15 protein-coding genes are annotated in these 16,983 nt (G+C 53.3%); all 15 read left to right on the plus strand.

From position 1 onward, the window contains the following. Positions 1–26 precede the first annotated feature (26 nt). Complete coding sequence (locus tag AC0YNV_RS29495; protein WP_210044963.1) at positions 27–863, plus strand: carbohydrate ABC transporter permease; 837 nt, start codon at positions 27–29, stop codon at positions 861–863. 75 nt (positions 864–938) lie between these two features. After that, complete coding sequence (locus AC0YNV_RS29500) at positions 939–2,042, plus strand: Gfo/Idh/MocA family protein (RefSeq protein WP_475771212.1); 1,104 nt, start codon at positions 939–941, stop codon at positions 2,040–2,042. Between the two features lie 112 nt (positions 2,043–2,154). Next, positions 2,155–2,997 (plus strand): phytanoyl-CoA dioxygenase family protein, encoded by an 843-nt coding sequence (locus AC0YNV_RS29505; protein ID WP_475771213.1) that lies wholly within the window; start codon positions 2,155–2,157, stop codon positions 2,995–2,997. A 571-nt stretch (positions 2,998–3,568) separates the two neighbouring features. Next, entirely contained in the window at positions 3,569–4,927 is a 1,359-nt protein-coding gene (locus tag AC0YNV_RS29510; RefSeq protein ID WP_475771214.1) for an MATE family efflux transporter, read from the plus strand. A 372-nt stretch (positions 4,928–5,299) separates the two neighbouring features. Continuing rightward, positions 5,300–6,469 carry an ROK family protein gene (locus AC0YNV_RS29515; RefSeq protein WP_475771215.1) on the plus strand — a complete coding sequence of 390 codons (1,170 nt, stop codon included), beginning with the start codon at positions 5,300–5,302 and terminating at the stop codon, positions 6,467–6,469. 16 nt (positions 6,470–6,485) lie between these two features. Beyond that, complete coding sequence (locus tag AC0YNV_RS29520) at positions 6,486–7,484, plus strand: asparaginase (protein ID WP_475771216.1); 999 nt, start codon at positions 6,486–6,488, stop codon at positions 7,482–7,484. Positions 7,485–7,508: 24 nt separating this feature from the next. Continuing rightward, positions 7,509–9,167, plus strand: a complete 1,659-nt coding sequence (locus AC0YNV_RS29525) for a peptide ABC transporter substrate-binding protein (protein ID WP_475771217.1) — start codon at positions 7,509–7,511, stop codon at positions 9,165–9,167. A gap of 76 nt (positions 9,168–9,243) precedes the next feature. Then, entirely contained in the window at positions 9,244–10,179 is a 936-nt protein-coding gene (locus AC0YNV_RS29530) for an ABC transporter permease (protein ID WP_210044957.1), read from the plus strand. Between the two features lie 7 nt (positions 10,180–10,186). Further along, positions 10,187–11,104, plus strand: coding sequence for an ABC transporter permease (locus tag AC0YNV_RS29535; RefSeq protein WP_210044956.1), 918 nt, complete (start codon positions 10,187–10,189; stop codon positions 11,102–11,104). A gap of 20 nt (positions 11,105–11,124) precedes the next feature. Then, the gene (locus AC0YNV_RS29540) at positions 11,125–12,135 is read left to right on the plus strand and encodes an ABC transporter ATP-binding protein (RefSeq protein ID WP_475771218.1); all 1,011 of its coding nucleotides are present in this window, start codon (positions 11,125–11,127) and stop codon (positions 12,133–12,135) included. Continuing rightward, on the plus strand, positions 12,135–13,160 hold the full coding sequence (locus AC0YNV_RS29545; protein ID WP_475771219.1) for an ABC transporter ATP-binding protein: 1,026 nt from the start codon (positions 12,135–12,137) through the stop codon (positions 13,158–13,160). The genes AC0YNV_RS29540 and AC0YNV_RS29545 overlap by 1 nt, the downstream gene beginning before the upstream one ends. After that, on the plus strand, positions 13,150–14,631 hold the full coding sequence (gene pepV / locus AC0YNV_RS29550; RefSeq protein WP_475771220.1) for a dipeptidase PepV: 1,482 nt from the start codon (positions 13,150–13,152) through the stop codon (positions 14,629–14,631). Before AC0YNV_RS29545 ends, pepV begins: the two co-directional genes overlap by 11 nt. A 387-nt stretch (positions 14,632–15,018) precedes the next feature. Continuing rightward, positions 15,019–15,387: a GntR family transcriptional regulator gene (locus AC0YNV_RS29555; protein WP_210043703.1), complete on the plus strand. Its 369-nt coding sequence runs from the start codon at positions 15,019–15,021 to the stop codon at positions 15,385–15,387. Further along, a complete protein-coding gene (locus AC0YNV_RS29560; RefSeq protein ID WP_475771278.1) occupies positions 15,387–16,280 on the plus strand; it encodes an ABC transporter ATP-binding protein in 894 nt (297 codons plus the stop codon). Before AC0YNV_RS29555 ends, AC0YNV_RS29560 begins: the two co-directional genes overlap by 1 nt. Further along, positions 16,280–16,960, plus strand: a complete 681-nt coding sequence (locus AC0YNV_RS29565; protein WP_475771221.1) for a hypothetical protein — start codon at positions 16,280–16,282, stop codon at positions 16,958–16,960. Before AC0YNV_RS29560 ends, AC0YNV_RS29565 begins: the two co-directional genes overlap by 1 nt. Positions 16,961–16,983 lie beyond the last annotated feature (23 nt).

The following is a 16,983-nucleotide window of genomic DNA, read 5'->3' on the forward strand; positions in this document are numbered from 1 at the left end:
GGGAGAAGGGGGCTGACGGCAATCTCATGCTTACCAGAATCAGGACCGGACAAACGCTGCTGCAGAGTCTGCTGTGGATTTATTTTCTGATTTCCGTCTATCCGCTCTTTTGGATGGTTTCGTATTCGCTTAAGAATAACGATGAAATCTTTGTTACAAACCCGTTCGGCATACCGCTTCATCTTCATCTGGAGAACTATGTTAATGCGTGGACGCAGTTTAATGTGCCCCGCTACTTTCTGAACAGTCTGGTCGTCTCGACGGTGAGCACCGCCGGCATTCTGATCCTGTCGGTGATGTTCTCCTATGCGGTGGCCAGGATGGAGTGGAGGCTGCGGGAGAGCGCGCGCATCTATATGCTGATCGGGATGTTCATCCCGCTGCAGGTCATTATGATTCCGCTGGCCATTCTGGTGAAGAATTTTCATCTGGCGAACACGTACGGCGCTCTGATCGTGCCGTATATCGCTTTCGGTCTGCCGTTCTCGTCGCTTATCTTCTACGGCTTCATGCGGAGTATTCCGGTGGAGCTGGAGGAATCGGCGTGTATGGACGGAGCGAGCATTTACAGAACGTTTTTCCGAATTATCGTACCGATCGTAAAGCCGGCAGTCGCGACCATCGCCATCTTTCAATTTCTGGGGGCGTGGAATGAATTCTTGCTGGCGTATATTTTGATTTCCGACGAAGCGATGAAGACGCTGCCGCTAGGGCTGCTTTTCTTCCAGGGACAGTACAGCACCGACTGGGGCGGAATGGGCGCCGTCATGACGATTGCGAGTCTGCCGATGGTTATTGTATTCCTGTTCTTCAGCGATCAGGTAGAACGGGCGCTGACAGTCGGTTCCGCTGTCAAAGGATAGGATCTGTACCCGGATGAGCCTTGTTTGTGACAGTAGAGAAGAATCGAGAAGAATCGAAAAGGATGTGACGAAAGGATGAGTAGACCACTCGGTATCGGCGTTGTCGGTGCGGGAGCCATTGCGACAAGAATAATGGCACACCTCGGCCTGCCGGATGCGGCGGAGAAAGTCAGGCTTGCCGCCGTATGCGATCCTGTTCCGGGAAGAGCGGCTGCGGCTGCGGCCAAGTTCGGGGTAGCTGCAGGATATGAGAGCTATGAGGAATTGCTGCGGGACCCGAATGTGGATCTGGTAACGATCTGCAGCCCGATCGGCCTTCATTACGAGCAGGGCGTTCAGGCGATCGAGGCAGGCAAGCATGTTCATTTCAATAAAACGATGACGACGACGGTAGCGGAGGCGGACGATCTGATCCGCCGGGCGGCCTCCGGGAATGTGCGGATCGTGGCCTCGCCGGGGATGATGATCAATCCTGCGGCCAGACGCAAGCGCAAGCTCTATCTGGAGGGGGCGCTTGGACAGCTGTCCTGGGCGATTACGGGCACCGCAATGGGAGACGGCTCCTATCATCTGAGCGAAGAGGTCCGCACAGGTGACGACGTGCTCAGCAATGTGAATCCCGGCTGGTATTTCCGCAAGCCGGGCGGCGGACCGATGTATGACGCCACGGTCTATCCCTTGCATGATCTGACGGGGATTGTCGGACCGGCCAAGCGCGTCACCGCCCTGTCGGGTATCGGCATACCGGAGCATTTGTTCGGCGGGGAGCGGATCCTGACGGAGATGGATGACTCTACGATCCTGCTGATTGATTTCGGCAATGCGTTCCACGCCGTTGTGTACGCGACGATTGCCGGCTCCGTTACGGAGTGGACCCCCAATATTTATGGAACCAAGGGGGCAATCATCGGCTCCAAATTCGGCGATACGGATCTGAAGCGCGAGGACGACCGCCTGCCGCATGTATCCGACGCGCACAACGGTCTTCGCGAAGCGCATGTCTATGAGGATATTATGCAGCTTGTCGACTGGATACAGGAGGATATGCCTTCCGTGGCATCCGCCGAGCATGCGCGTCATGTAATCGATATTATCGAATCGGGCTACAGGGCGGCGCAGACCGGGCAGACCCAGGTGCTGACCACGACCTTCGAGCCGCTGCCTCTGTCCGACTTGTAGGATTTGCAGGGTACACCGGACCAATTTTTCAGTTAGCGGCCAGGAGAGCTTATCACGCGGGGCGGAATCCTCCTTACAAACCTCATTTCATTCAAAGGGTGGTAATGAAACGATGAAAATCAGCCAAGCCGAGATTGACAGCGGCCGTCTTTTGCCGGAAACGGTGGAGCTTGCCGTCAATCTGATTGAAGTCAACGGATATGTCATTTTCGAACGGGTACTGCACGCTGAGAAGGTGGAGAAGCTGTATACCCGCTACATGGAGATTCTGGAGCCCTATCTGGAGGAGCATGGCGAGGAAGTTTACAATCCTAACAACGGCTTCAATGACGGAACGAACCATATCCGCCTGTATTTGCCCTTCGAGCAGCCCTTCATCGACGAATCCATCATCGCGCATCCGTTCGTTACGGCAGTGCTGGACCGCCTGCTGGGAGAGGACTGCATCCTGCATTATCTGGCGACGAACACGTCGCTGCCGGGCGGACGCAACAGCCAGCCGGTGCATGCCGACACAAGCGCCCATTTCGGCGACCGCTGCGGGGTGAACCTGCCGATCTCCAATCTGGTCGTCAATTTCCCGCTTGTCGATACGGACGAAACGAACGGGCCCATGGAAATTTGGCCAGGCGGCACGCATCTTCATCCGGATTTCCGCTACAGCCGCAGCGCCTACAGCAAAGAGAAGCTCGCCGAGCATATGCATTTCATCAAGGCGCTTATGCCTGCCGGCTCGATCATGATACGCGACGACCGGATGTGGCATCGCGGTACGCCGAACCGCTCGGACCGGCCGCGGCCGAATATCGCGATGATCTATGCGCCGGCGCCGAACGGGAAGCACAGCGGAACGATCCAGATTCCGTCGGACACCTACGAGAATCTCCCGGAACGCGCCCGCAAGCTGCTGCGGTTTGAGAAGATCGGATTCCCGGTCATTGAGCCGTTCCATTAGGCGCCGGCGGGATTACATTTGCAAAACTATAGTAAGAGGCTGCCTTAAGCGGGAAAATTCCTGCTTAAGGCAGCCTCTTTTTCCTATGATCCTGCATGACTGGAAAAGATACGCGAACATGATCGATTAATCCAGCTTGCCGAAGATCCTGGTGATCTTGGCGACCGCATAATCCAGATCCATCAGATCCTCCTCGTCAAGTCCGCTGATCCGCTCGCTCCACTCGCGATGGACATTCAGCCAACGCTCTTCCGCAATAGCAGCTGCTTTGGAATCGTTAATGTGGATAATGAAGTTTATCTGGAATACGCGGAATATCTGAAGGAAGCGAACAATCTCCGGCTCGATGAATGTTTAGGCAGGTTAAGCAAGAAAGCGTGCCTGTCCATCATTTCCTCCGGATGCAATGCGGCAAGATCGGGCTCCATCATTGCTGCGCATTCCCTCCCTTTTTGTGCTGATGACTTTGCCCATTAATATACACAAATTCTCATCACTATTTCAGCCGGAATTGTGATACGATAGCGATTGCTGAAATGAATGACTCCTTAGGAAAGAACCAGGTGATGATATGGAATCCGGTATGAAGCTGTTCAAGCTGACATGGCCGATATTTTTGGAATTATTTTTGTTTATGCTGATGGGTACGGCCGATACGTTAATGCTGAGCGGCGTCTCCGACGATGCGGTGTCGGCGGTCGGGGTTGTGAACCAATATATGTTTATCTGCATTCTGATCATGGAAGTGATCGGCAACGGAGCTTCCATTGTTGTGGCTCAATATATCGGTGCGCGCAGAATGGCGGAGGCTTCCAAAATCGCGGGACTGTCCATTACGCTGAATCTGTTAGTGGGGCTTGCAGTCAGTTCTTGCCTGTTTTTGTTTGGTCCGATGATATTGGGTGAAATGAATTTGCACGGGCAGGTGCTTGTCCATGCCAAGACCTATATGAGCATTGTCGGCGGATTTCTTTTTGTGCAGGCGCTCATTAACGCGTTCTCCAGTGTGATCCGGACGTATGGATTCACCAAGGAATCCATGGTGGTCTCACTCGGCATGAATGTCCTGCATATCGTATTCAATTATGCGCTCATATTCGGACACTTTGGTTTTCCGGAGATGGGTGTCGCTGGCGCAGCGGTATCCACGGTGGCCAGCAGGGCCTGCGCGCTCGTTGTGTTTATCTGGATGCTGTACCGGGTGATGGAGGTCAGAATCGCTTTTCGCTACTATCTGACGTTCTCCAGGGAATACATCCGCAAAATGCTCAAGGTGGGCATTCCGGCGGCGGTGGAGCAGATTACCTACCACTGCTGCCAGATGGTGTTTCTCTATTATGTTACCTTCCTGGGCTCTGACGCTTTGGCCTCCAGGCAGTATGCGATGTCGATTTCACAGTATGTGTTCCTGTTCAGTATCGCGATCGGGATGGGCACCTCCATCGTAGTCGGCCGTCTTATCGGAGCCGGACGCCAGGAGGATGCGTACCGCAGAGTTCTTAGCAGCCTGAAATGGAGTGTGGCGATTACGCTGCTGGTGGATGTGGTCGTCATTATTTTCCGCGTTCCCATCGTGGGACTGTTTACCGATAACCATCAAATTATCCTGCTGGCTTCGCAGGTCATCATCTTCAGCATGGTGCTGGAAAGCGGTCGGTCCTTCAACCTGGTTCTCGTCAACTCGCTAAGGGCTGCGGGCGATGCCAAATTCACCGTATATATGGGTTTCCTGTCCATGGTCTGCATGAGCCTGCCGCTTGGCTATCTGCTGGTGTTCAAACTGGATATGGGCCTGCCAGGCGTATGGCTGGCCATTGCGGCTGATGAATGGATCCGCGGCATCATTATGTGGTTCAGATGGAGAAGCAGAGCCTGGGAGAAACAGGCGCTGGTGGAACCGGCGGAACAGCCGGCGGCGCTTCAGTCGTAGTCCGGCCCGTGGTCTGGAACACGCGGCAATCGTAATCGGCGGAGGAACCGGCAGCCTGTGAGGCGGCCGGTTTTTGCTTTTTCATACGATTATCGTTCGATGCGGTTAGACGTTCCTGAGAGAAAGTGTCATATAAACTAACGCTAAATTAAAAAATATATAACATAAATATTACATATGGAAGAAAAGGAATTGACGAATGGAAATAGGGCTGTTACTATTGCATTATTAACATGATGTTATTAATTATTAACGAACATGCTCTGTGATTGTACAACAGGGGGGAAAAAATTCGGTTTATTGTGGAAATTTATTTTTTTTCGGCCTAATTAATAACACCGTGTTATTAAATGGATGGAGGTTGTTTTGGGAGTGGATATAAAGCAAATGGTGAAGCAGGACCAAGAGGTAATCAAGCTGCATAACAAGCAATTGGTACTCGAGGTCATCCGCAAACACCGGCCTATCTCCCGCGCAGAGATATCCAAGGCAACAAAAATGAGCGCCACTTCAATCGGTCGTATCGTGAACGAGCTAAGCGGGGAAGGTCTGGTTAAAGAGACGTCACTCACCTCTACCGGCGTAGGGCGCAAAGCGATCAAGCTGGACATTGAGCCTGGCGGAAGATATTCCATTGGTGTGGATATCCAGAAGAAGCGCATCTTGATCGGCGTTATGGACTTCAGCGAGAAGCTCGTATTGACGGAGCAGGTCGTCCATACCGCCGAGGAGGCTGCGCCGGAAGCAACGGTTGCGCTTATCGCACAGACCGTCCGGCAGTGTCTGGAGGATCGGGGAATAGAGCGCTCCAAGGTTGCCGGCATCGGGGTCGGGACGCCCGGGGTGATCGATCATGCCGGGGGCATTGTCCTGCTGTCCGCGACATTGGGATGGAGGAACATTCCCTTGTCGGCGATGCTTTTTGAAGCAACCGGCTTCAATACCGTGATCGACAACGATTTGAAGGTGAAGATTCTGGGGGAGTACTTGTTCGGCTCAACCAAAGGCCTGGATAAGACCGTGCTGATTAATGTCGGTACCGGGATCGGGGCTTCCCTGATTATTAACGGAGAGATCTTCCGCGGGGGTTCCAACAGCGCCGGGGAGCTGGGCCATACAACCTTGGATCCGAACGGCAACTTGTGCTCATGCGGCAAAAGGGGCTGTCTGCAAACCTACATCGAGGAATCCGCACTGCTCGCCGAAGCCCGCAGGATCAAGCCGATCGAGGATATTATGCAGCTGTTTGAAGCCGCGCGGGCCCAGGAGACATGGGCAATGGAAATTATGCACCGCACATCGCTTTACATCGGGATCACGATCAATAATATTGTCTGCCTGTACAACCCCGACACGGTCATTATCAGCGGAGAACTGGTGGAGAATTACGGAGAAATTCTGGAGTTGATTCAGGAACAGTGCAGGACCGTGATTTGGGAGCAGTTCAGGGACTCGCTGAAGGTGATCGCTTCCGAGCTTGCGGGGCAGGCGATCGTGATGGGAGCCGGCGCACTCGCTTTACAGTTAGACAAACAACCTTAAAGAAAGTGTGAGAAAAATGAAATTGAGCGCTTTGGTCGAGCAGTACCGCGGCAGCGTACTGGAAAATGTTCATATGGGTGTTCTTTGCGGCGTGAATGAATTTGGTGAAGTCCTGTACGAGGTCGGCAATGCGGACCATCCGGCATTTCTGCGCTCTTCCGCCAAACCGTTCCAGGCCATTCCCGTTATGCAGGGCAAGGTTGTCGAGACATTCGGATTGGCCGGGGAAGAGGCGGCGCTCTTCGCAGCCTCGCAAAGAGGCGAGAAATACCAGATAAGCGCGCTGGAGTCCATTCTCCGGAAAACGGGCATATCGGAATCGCAATTGATTACACACCCCACGATTCCCCTGAACGACGAGCCGAAGCTCGATTACCTGATGAAGGGGCTGCCTCCAAGGCGCATCTGCCACAATTGTTCCGGCAAACATTTGGGCATACTTGCCTTATGCAAGGTGATGGGATATCCGACCGAAAATTACGGAGACATCCAGCATCCCGTGCAGCAGCGCATTTTGAAGGTTTTGTCCGAATTATCGGGATGCCCGGTTGAAGATATTCATATCGCTGTGGACGGATGCGGCTTTCCCGTATTCGCCTTGCCGCTGAAATTCAGCGCAAGCGCCTATCTGAAGCTTGCCTGTCCGGATCTGATTGCCGATGAATCGGTCCGCGAGGCGGCTATTCAAATTACGGGTTATATGAACGCCCACCCGGATATGGTCGCAAGTCACGGTTTCATCTGTTCCGAATTGCTGCGGGATCCCAATATTGTAGCGAAAGGCGGAGCGAAGGGCTTCTATGCCTTCGGTCTCAAAAAAGAGCGGATCGCTTTCGCGCTCAAGGTCATTGACGGCTCGGAGTATCCATGGCCGATCATCGTCGCTTCAATTCTGGAGCAAATCGGATACTCGAACAAAGAAACGATCCGCCGGATGTATAAACTTACCCCTATAGAAATCCGCAATGATAACGGCATTATAGTAGGCGAGAACAAAGCGGCCTTCCGGCTGTAAAAAAAACATCATGAGGTGAACGGGATGAAGAAGAACAAATGGTTAGCTTCGCTCAGCTTTATACTGATTCTTACGGTCGTTCTGACAGGCTGCAATTTCTCGGGAGGCAATACGAATTCGCCGTCCACAGGAACGGATACGAATGATACGAACACTGCGCCGCCTGCCGCGGCTCAAACCTTGAATGTGTATGTCGAGAACGAAATGAAGGATTTGAACCAGCTGTCCGCTTCCGATGATATTTCCTGGACGATTCTGAACAATGTCGGAGAAGGCCTGTACCGTCTGGATAAAGATAATAATCCGGTAGAAGCGCTGGCTCAAGGAGTCAGCATCTCGGATGACAAGCTGACTTACACGTTCACGCTCCGGGACGGTCTCAAATGGAGCAACGGCACGCCGATTACGGCGGCTGACTTCAAATATGCATGGCTCGCTGAAATGAACGCCGAAACCTCCAAGAACGGTTATGCTTTTATCATGACTGATTACATCACCGGCGGCGAAGAATACGCAAGCGGCAAGGGCAGCGCCGATCAAGTGGGCATTCAGGCCAAAGACGACAAAACCCTGGTCGTTCAGCTGAAAAAACCGACTCCTTATTTCCTTCGCTTGACGACGATGTCGGTCTTCTTCCCGCTGAATGAAGAATTCGTGAAGTCCAAAGGAGCAGGCTACGGATTGGATCCGCAAAGCGTGCTGTATCAAGGACCGTTCGTTCTGACGAAATTCGATCCGGCTTCCGGAGCGACCCTTGAGAAAAACAAAGATTATTGGGATGCGGCAAATGTCCATCTGGATAGTGTGAATGTCCGCGTGATTAAAGAACAAAGCACGGCGCTGAACGCATACAAAGCCGGAGATCTGGACCGTGTCCTGCTCAGCGCTACCGATGTGGACAGCAATAAGGATAATGCGGAGTTCTCCCAATTGATTAATTTCCGGACGACCTATCTGCAGTTCAACCTGAAGGCGGACGGCGTGTCCAATGTGAATATCCGTAAAGCGCTGGAGCTTGCTTACGATACGAGCTCGCTGGCTGATAATGTCCTGAAGAACGGCGCTAAAGGCGCAGTCGGCATGGTTCCCGAGATGATGAGCGGCGATGGCGAGAAAACCTTCCGCGAGCTTCAAGGCGATCTGTTCAAGGTGGATGCCGCGCAAGCGAAAACCTACTGGGAGCAAGGCGTGAAGGAATTGGGTAAAACGCCGAAGCTTACGCTGCTCGTAGCGGATGATTCGGAGACCAGAGACGTCGCTACGTTCCTGCAAAGCGAATTCAAAACGAACCTCGGCATCGATGTTGCCATCGATACCAAAACCGTAAAAGCGCGCAATGAGCTGATGGACAACAGCAATTATCAATTCGGGATCACCGCCTGGGGCGCCGATTACGATGATGCTATGACTTACCTGGATCTGTGGAGCAATCATTCACCGTACCGCGGCAACTACGAGAGCAAGCAGTATGACGAGTTGATTGCCTCCGCCAAAAGTGAAACGGATGATAAAAAACGTACCGATCTTCTGCTTCAAGCCGAGAAGCTGCTGGTTCAAACCGATGTGGTTACGGCTCCGATCTATCACAGAGGGGTAGCGCAGTTGATTAAACCCGATGTGGAAGGTTTGATTTACCACCCATATGCCAACCCGGTTGAATTCAAATATGTAACGAAAAAATAAGGATTGCGCAAAGGATTATGAGGGAAGGGGAGGAGATTCTCTCCTTCCCCATTATTCGGTGCAAAGGGGTGAACAAATGAAGCGGTATCTCGTTGTCAGGATTATTTATTTGATTCTGACTTTATTTATCATTCTGACGGCTACCTTCTTCCTCATGAAGCAGCTGCCGGGAACGCCGTTCGATGAGGAGAAGCTGGCCAAGCTTCCTGTCGAGCAGCGTGAGATCATTTATGAACGGTATGGCCTGAATGATCCGGTCATGGTGCAGTATGTGAAATATGTGGGCAATGTCGCCAAAGGCGATCTGGGCACCTCTTTCTTCTATACGGGGCAGCCGGTCAAAGACATTATTTTCAACCGCATCGGCCCGTCCGCGTTAATTGGACTGCAGGCGATTGTACTGGGGCTTGCGCTGGGTCTGATACTTGGGATGATTGCAGCCTATCGCCATAATACGATATGGGATTACTTCACGACCGTTGTCGCTGTGCTTGGGGTATCGGTTCCCAACTTCGTGCTCGCTGCGCTGCTTCAATATTATGCGGGTCTCAAATGGGGGCTGTTTCCCGTCGCCTTCTGGGAAAGCTATTCAAGCTCCGTGCTTCCTTCGCTCGCCCTGTCCGTCGGGGTCATTGCGGTCATTGCCCGGTTCGTCCGGACAGAGATGATTGAGGTGCTGCAGCAGGATTATATTACGACAGCCCGGGCCAAAGGGCTTGGCCGGATGACGGTGTTGTTCCGCCACGCGATGCGCAATTCGCTCATTCCCGTCATTACCGTTCTGGGACCGATCGTCGTCGGTTTATTGACCGGCTCTCTCGTCATTGAGAACATCTTCGGAATTCCCGGCATCGGCAGCTTGTTTGTCGATTCCATCAAGATGAACGACTATTCGACGATTATGGGAATTACCATTTTTTATAGCGCCTTTTATGTACTTGTTATGCTGATTGTAGACGTGCTCTACAGTCTGATCGATCCGCGCATCCGTCTTGCGGGAGGAAAGGAGTGAGTGAAGCTTGCAGCACAATATAGACAGCTTGTTTGTTCCCGCCAAGGCGAAGGCGGAGGATCAGGAGAAGATTTCCCGCCCGCCTTTATCGGCCTTCCAGGACAGCTGGATACGCCTGAAGCAGAACAAAGCAGCCATGATCAGCCTGTTCATTCTTGCCATACTGGTCATTCTGGCGATTATTGGACCATGGTTGACCTCTTACAGCTATTTTGCGACGGACTACTCCGTTGCCTTCCAGAAGCCCAATGCCGAGCACTGGTTCGGAACGGATAAATTCGGCCGCGATCAGTGGGCGAGAGTCTGGTACGGAACCCGGATATCGCTGCTTATCGCCGTACTCGCAGCCGCACTGGATTTGATCGTAGGTGTGGCCTACGGCGCCATCTCCGCTATTGCCGGCGGCAAAGTAGACAACGTCATGCAGCGTATCGTTGAAATTCTTATTGGCGTCCCAAGCCTGATCATCATCATTTTGCTGCTTATGATCATGAAAGCGGATATATTTACCATTATGATTGCGATGTCCATTACAGGCTGGGTGAACATGGCCCGTCTGGTGCGCGCGCAGGTGCTGAAGCTGAAGTCGCAGGAATTCGTGCTGGCTGCAAGAACGCTTGGCACATCCGGGACGCGGATCGTGTTCAAGCACATGATTCCCAACACGATCGGGATCGTCGTCATCAATACGATGTTCACCATCCCGACCGCGATTTTCACGGAGGCGTTCCTGAGCTTCATTGGACTTGGGCTACAGGCGCCGAAAGCATCGCTTGGCGTCCTCATTCAAGACGGCTTCCAAATGATTAACTCGCACTATTATTTGCTGATGATGCCGGTCGTTGTTATTGTGGCGTTGATGGTAACATTTAATATTCTCGGAGACGGCCTGCGCGATGCGCTTGATCCACGAATGAGAAAATAAAGGCGGAGAGGAGGAATACCATGGGTGCATTGCTGCAGGTTAAAGATTTGGAAGTCAGCTTCTATACCTATATCGGTGAAGTTCATGCGGTCAGGGGAGTCGACTTCTCTCTGGAGAAGGGTGAAACGCTGGCAATTGTCGGTGAGTCCGGTTCGGGCAAATCGGTGACCTCGAAAAGCATCATGGGGCTGCTGGCCCGCTCCGCCCGCATCAAGCAGGGGGAAATCCGGTTCGAAGACAAGGATTTGGCTTCCCTGCCGGAGAGACAAATGCAGGAGATCCGCGGTTCGGAGATCTCGATGATCTTCCAGGACCCGATGACTTCGCTCAATCCGACGCTAACCATCGGCAAACAGATCCTGGAAGTGATTCAGAAGCACCGGAAGCTCGGCAAGAGCGATGCGGTCCAAAGAGTCATGGAGCTGCTTGCCCTGGTCGGAATTCCGAATCCGGATAAGCGGATGAAGCAGTACCCGCATCAACTGTCCGGCGGGATGAGACAGCGCGTCGTGATCGCCATGGCGCTTGCCTGCGATCCGAAGGTGCTGATCGCAGATGAGCCGACCACGGCGCTTGACGTTACGATTCAGGCCCAGATTCTGGATTTGATGCGCAGGCTGCAGAGGGAAACGGGAACTTCGATCATTCTGATCACGCATGATCTGGGTGTCGTCGCGAATATGGCAGATCGGGTCGCGATCATGTATGGGGGAAAGATTGTCGAGACCGGAACGGTAGACGAAGTGTTCTACGAGTCCCGTCATCCTTATACATGGGGGCTTCTGGCATCGATGCCCAAGCTCCATGAGAAATCGGACGAGCTGATATCAATCCCGGGTACGCCTCCGGATATGATGCATCCACCTGCGGGTTGCCCGTTCGCCGCGCGCTGCGCACATGCGATGGAGGTTTGCTTTGCCCATATGCCGGAGCAGACGGAGCATTCCCCCACGCACCGGGCGGCATGCTGGCTGCAGGACCCGCGCGCGCCGAAGGTTGCCCGTCCGGCAAGTGCAGGAGGTGAGCAATAATGCCGAAGGATAAAGAAGTTCTGGTTGAAGTGGATCATTTGAAAAAATATTTTCACGTGGGCGGCGGACAGACGCTGAAGGCGGTTGAAGACGTCACATTTGACATATACAAGGGGGAGACCCTAGGACTGGTCGGAGAATCAGGCTGCGGGAAGTCCACGCTTGGACGGACGCTGATCCGCCTGTATGAAGCGACGGGAGGCTCCGTCAAGTTCGCGGGGGAGCCGGTCCACGGCAAGAAATCGAAGGCTGAATTGAAGAAGCTGAGCCGCAGCGTCCAGATGATTTTCCAGGATCCCTATGCATCCCTGAATCCGAGGATGTCGGTAGAGGATCTGATAGCCGAAGGCATGGATGCGCACGGATTGGCGAAGAACCGCACGGAGCGTCATAATAGGGTCATCGAGCTGCTGGAGCTGGTCGGACTGAACAAGGATCATGCCAAACGCTTCCCGCACGAGTTCTCGGGCGGACAGCGGCAGCGGATCGGCATTGCCCGCGCGCTTGCGGTAGATCCGGAGTTTATTATAGCGGATGAGCCCATCTCGGCGCTGGATGTGTCCATCCAGGCGCAGGTCGTGAACCTGCTGCGCAAGCTGCAGCGCGAGCTGGGTCTGACTTATTTGTTCATCGCGCATGACCTGTCGATGGTCAAGCATATCAGCGATCGCATCGGCGTTATGTATCTGGGCAATATGGTGGAGCTGGCGGACAGCGATGAAATATTCGAAGAGCCGCTGCATCCTTATACACGGGCGCTATTGTCCGCGATTCCCGTGCCCGACCCTCATCTGGAACGAAGCCGTGAAGAGCGGGTTCTGCTGCAGGGTGATTTGCCAAGCCCCATCGATCCGCCGAGCGGGTGCCGGTTCCGCACGAGATGTCCGTTCGCTACGGAAGAGTGCGCGAAGACGGTGCCGCAGTGGCGGGAGGCGCGTCCAAACCATTGGGTAGCCTGCCATTTGTATGGAGATGGAGAGATGGCACAGAACCGCCTGAAGCAGGAGGCAAGCGATGGACAATAATTCCGGCATCGATTGGATGGATGAAGTGATGCGGAGCAAAGATCGGCTGCTGGCCGATCTTGCTGCTTTATTGCGCTACGAAAGCGTGAAGGATCCGGGTTCGAGCGCTGTGGGACAGCCCATGGGGAAAGGGATCTCCGAGGCGCTGCAGTTTATGCTGGATTTATCCGCGAGGGAAGGATTCCGCGCCCGCAATCTGGAAGGCTACGCCGGTTATGCGGAGTACGGGCCTTCCGCTGCCGGAGCTAAGGCTTATATTGCCGTGCTGAGCCATCTTGATGTTGTTCCGGCGACGGGTGCATGGACGACTCCTCCCTTCGAGCCGTCCATCCGGGACGGCCGGATTTTCGCCAGAGGCGCAATTGATGATAAGGGGCCGGCGATGGCCGCTTTCTACGCGCTTGTCATTGTAAAGCGCCTGGGCTTGCCGCTGAAGCATAATGTCCGTCTGATTTTCGGAACGGACGAGGAGCATGCCAGCTCCTGCATGCAGCGTTATCGGGAGCTGGAACCGCCGCCGCTGTGCGGATTTACGCCGGACGCCGAATTCCCGATCGTCAATGCGGAGAAGGGGCAGATCAACACCAGGCTGATTTTGCAGAGATCGGGACAAACGCCGGGTGAAGGTGAGCATTCAGAGCCGGAGGCAGGGATGTTCGAGCTGGTACGTTTCGATGCGGGCGGCATCGCCAATATGGTGCCAGAAGCTGCCCAAGCCACCGTGCGGGGGCAGAGACAAGAATTGGCAGCGATGGCGGCAGCTTATGAGGTTTACTGCTCCAATGAGGGGCTGACGGGCAGAACTGAAAGCAGCGGCGGGGAGATGGTTTTCTCGATGGCCGGGAAATCCGCTCACGGCATGGAGCCTCAGAAGGGCGTCAATGCGGGCCTTGAGCTGCTGCATTTTCTGCGGGGATACCGTTATCAGCCGGATGCGGAGTCGTTCGTCGCCTGTGTGGACGATTCGATGTACCACGACAGCTTCGGGCGTAAATTCGGAGTGGAGATGCAGGACGCAATCACGGGTTCTCTCACCATTAATACAGGCATTATGACATTTGATCCGGAGGGTGAATCCTTCTTCCATTTGAACCTGCGGTATCCCGCATGCGGGGAAGATGCCTGGATTCTTCGGCAAATCGCGGAAAAGGCAGGCCGCTACAGGTTTATTGTCGATCAGCCAATTCTGAAGAAACCGCATGCGGTACCGGCTGATCATCCCATGATCCCGATTTTGCAGCGGGTATATCAGGAAGCTTCCGGTCTGGAGCCGGAGCTGCTATCCACCGGGGGCGGAACCTATGGCTCCCAGATTCCGAACGGCGTCGCCTTCGGCCCGCTGTTTCCCGGAAGAGCCTACATGGCGCATCAGCCGGACGAGTATATGGAGATTGGGGATTTGCTGCGGGCGACAGCTATTTATGCCCGGGCGATTTATGAATTGGCCAATATGGACGAAATCGGCGGCTGAACGGGAATAAACGAACGCATCGGAGAAGCGCCGCGGCGCAGTCCAATCAAGATCGGCAAGCGGAGATGCCTCGGCGCGTGAGGAAAAGACCGGAAGATATCTGAACATGATATCTACCGGTCTTTTTTTTGTGGTCAAATGTCCAATCATAAGTGAGGAGAAAATCCTGATATTCTTTACTTGCAGAGGACGGCGGGCTAATCGCTGTCCTCTCTTTTTATTGACCTGTATCCGCTGTGAAGCCATGCCTGGAAGGGGAGATTATTTTATTGCACCCGCGTGAAAGACCGGAAGCAGCCTATTTTTTTGAAAATCTGTTGACAGCATCATCTTTCAGTTATATAGTTAGTTACATGAGTAGTTAACCAGTTTGGTGGTGATAAGGAAATGGCATTTTTGATTGATGACAGCCGGCCGATATTTGTTCAGATCGCAGAACGGATTGAAGATGACATTATTGAGGGCGTACTTCCCGAGGAATCGCAGGTTCTTTCGACGAACCAGTTTGCCGCCTTTTACCAGATAAATCCGGCAACAGCGGCGAAAGGTGTGAATATGCTTGTTGACGATGGGATTTTGTATAAGAAGCGGGGGATTGGCATGTTTGTGGCAGAGGGCGCTCGTGCGAAAGTGATTGAGAAGCGGAAGGAACAATTTTTCGAAGAGTTTGTGGTCACGATGGTCCGGGAAGCGAAGAAGCTTGGCATCACGGCCGAACAGTTAACGGACATGATCCGGAAAGGGGACAATGCATGATGGGTAAAGTAGTCGAGTTGAACCGGTTGGTGAAGGCTTATGGAGATATGAAGGCAGTCAATAATGTCAGCTTCTCCATGGACGAAGAGAAAATCTACGGACTCCTGGGCAGGAACGGGGCCGGGAAGACGACGATCATGCATATGATCACCGCCCAGCTGTTCGCCACAAGCGGGGAGCTTAAAGTATTCGGGGAAGATCCTTACGAGAATAACCGCGTCCTCAGCCAGATTTGTTTTATCAAGGAAAGCCAGAAATATCCCGATGTTTACCGTATTATCGATGTGCTGAATATATCTGCGTCCTTCTTTCCCAACTGGGATCACAACTATGCGCTTTCACTTGCTGAGGAGTTTCGGCTTCCGCTGAAACGGAGAATGAAGAAGCTTTCCAGAGGGATGCTCTCCTCCGTCGGCATTATTGTCGGTCTTGCAAGCCGTGCGCCGCTCACGATATTCGATGAGCCTTACCTGGGCCTGGATGCGGTGGCCCGCAGCCTGTTTTACGACCGGCTGCTTGAAGATTATTCGCTGCATCCCCGGACGGTCATTCTGTCCACGCATCTCATCGATGAAGTAAGCCGCATTCTGGAGCATGTGATGGTGATCGATAACGGGAACTTGATTATTGATGAGGATGCCGAGGCGCTGCGCGGCCGGGCGTTCACCTTGGCCGGGCCAAAAGCTGCTGTTGAATCCTTCACGGCCGGCAAGGAAGTCATCCATCGGGAGCCTTTCGGCAATCTGGTCACAGCAACCGTAATGGGCCATTGGGATTCCGGGGAACGCAGGCAGGCACAAGCATTGGGACTTGAGCTCGCTCCCGTATCTCTCCAGCAGCTGATTATCTATCTGACGAATGGCAAAACGCAAAGAAAGGCGGTCGAAGTCTGATGAACCGAGTCGCAAGCGTTGTGAAAATGCACAGCAGGGATAAATGGTCGTGGTTTATCGTCCCTTGGCTGGTCATGCTTTCCAGCTTCGTAGTCAATCTGGGTATCAGTATTTTTATTGAAGAACCTCTCAAGACCGGTGGGCTTGCCTCCATTTACATTTATATGTTTGTAGCCGGTATTATTACGCTGGCACAGACATTTCCGTTCGCGCTTGGCATGAGTGTAAGCCGAACGGATTACTTTCTGGGAACCTCGGCCATGATCATTCTGTCTAGCATCGGATCCGCTATTATGCTGTTTCTTCTTGGTCTTGCGGAAGGATGGACGGACGACTGGGGGAGCGATCTGAATTTCTTCCATCTGCCGTATATCACCGATGGTCCGCTCATTAATCAATTAACGGTGCCGCTTGTCATCTTGTTGTTCATGCACTATCTGGGGATCGTGATCGCTGCGGTACACAAGCGTACCGGGAAAAACGGCATGTTTATCGTTTCAGGCATTCTGCTGGTGGTGGGTACCGTGCTGGGATTTCTGGCCAATTATCTGAACTGGTATCCTGCCATCTTTGAGTGGATGGGGAACCAGACCGCTGTCGACTATATCCTGTGGATGCTTCCTTTCATTGTTATATTCGCGGCTGCGTCTTACCTGCTCCTGCGCAAAGCGACGATATAATCTCCTGGTTTCGTGGAGCCGTA

Source organism: Paenibacillus sp. JT31N11, from assembly GCF_056269285.1.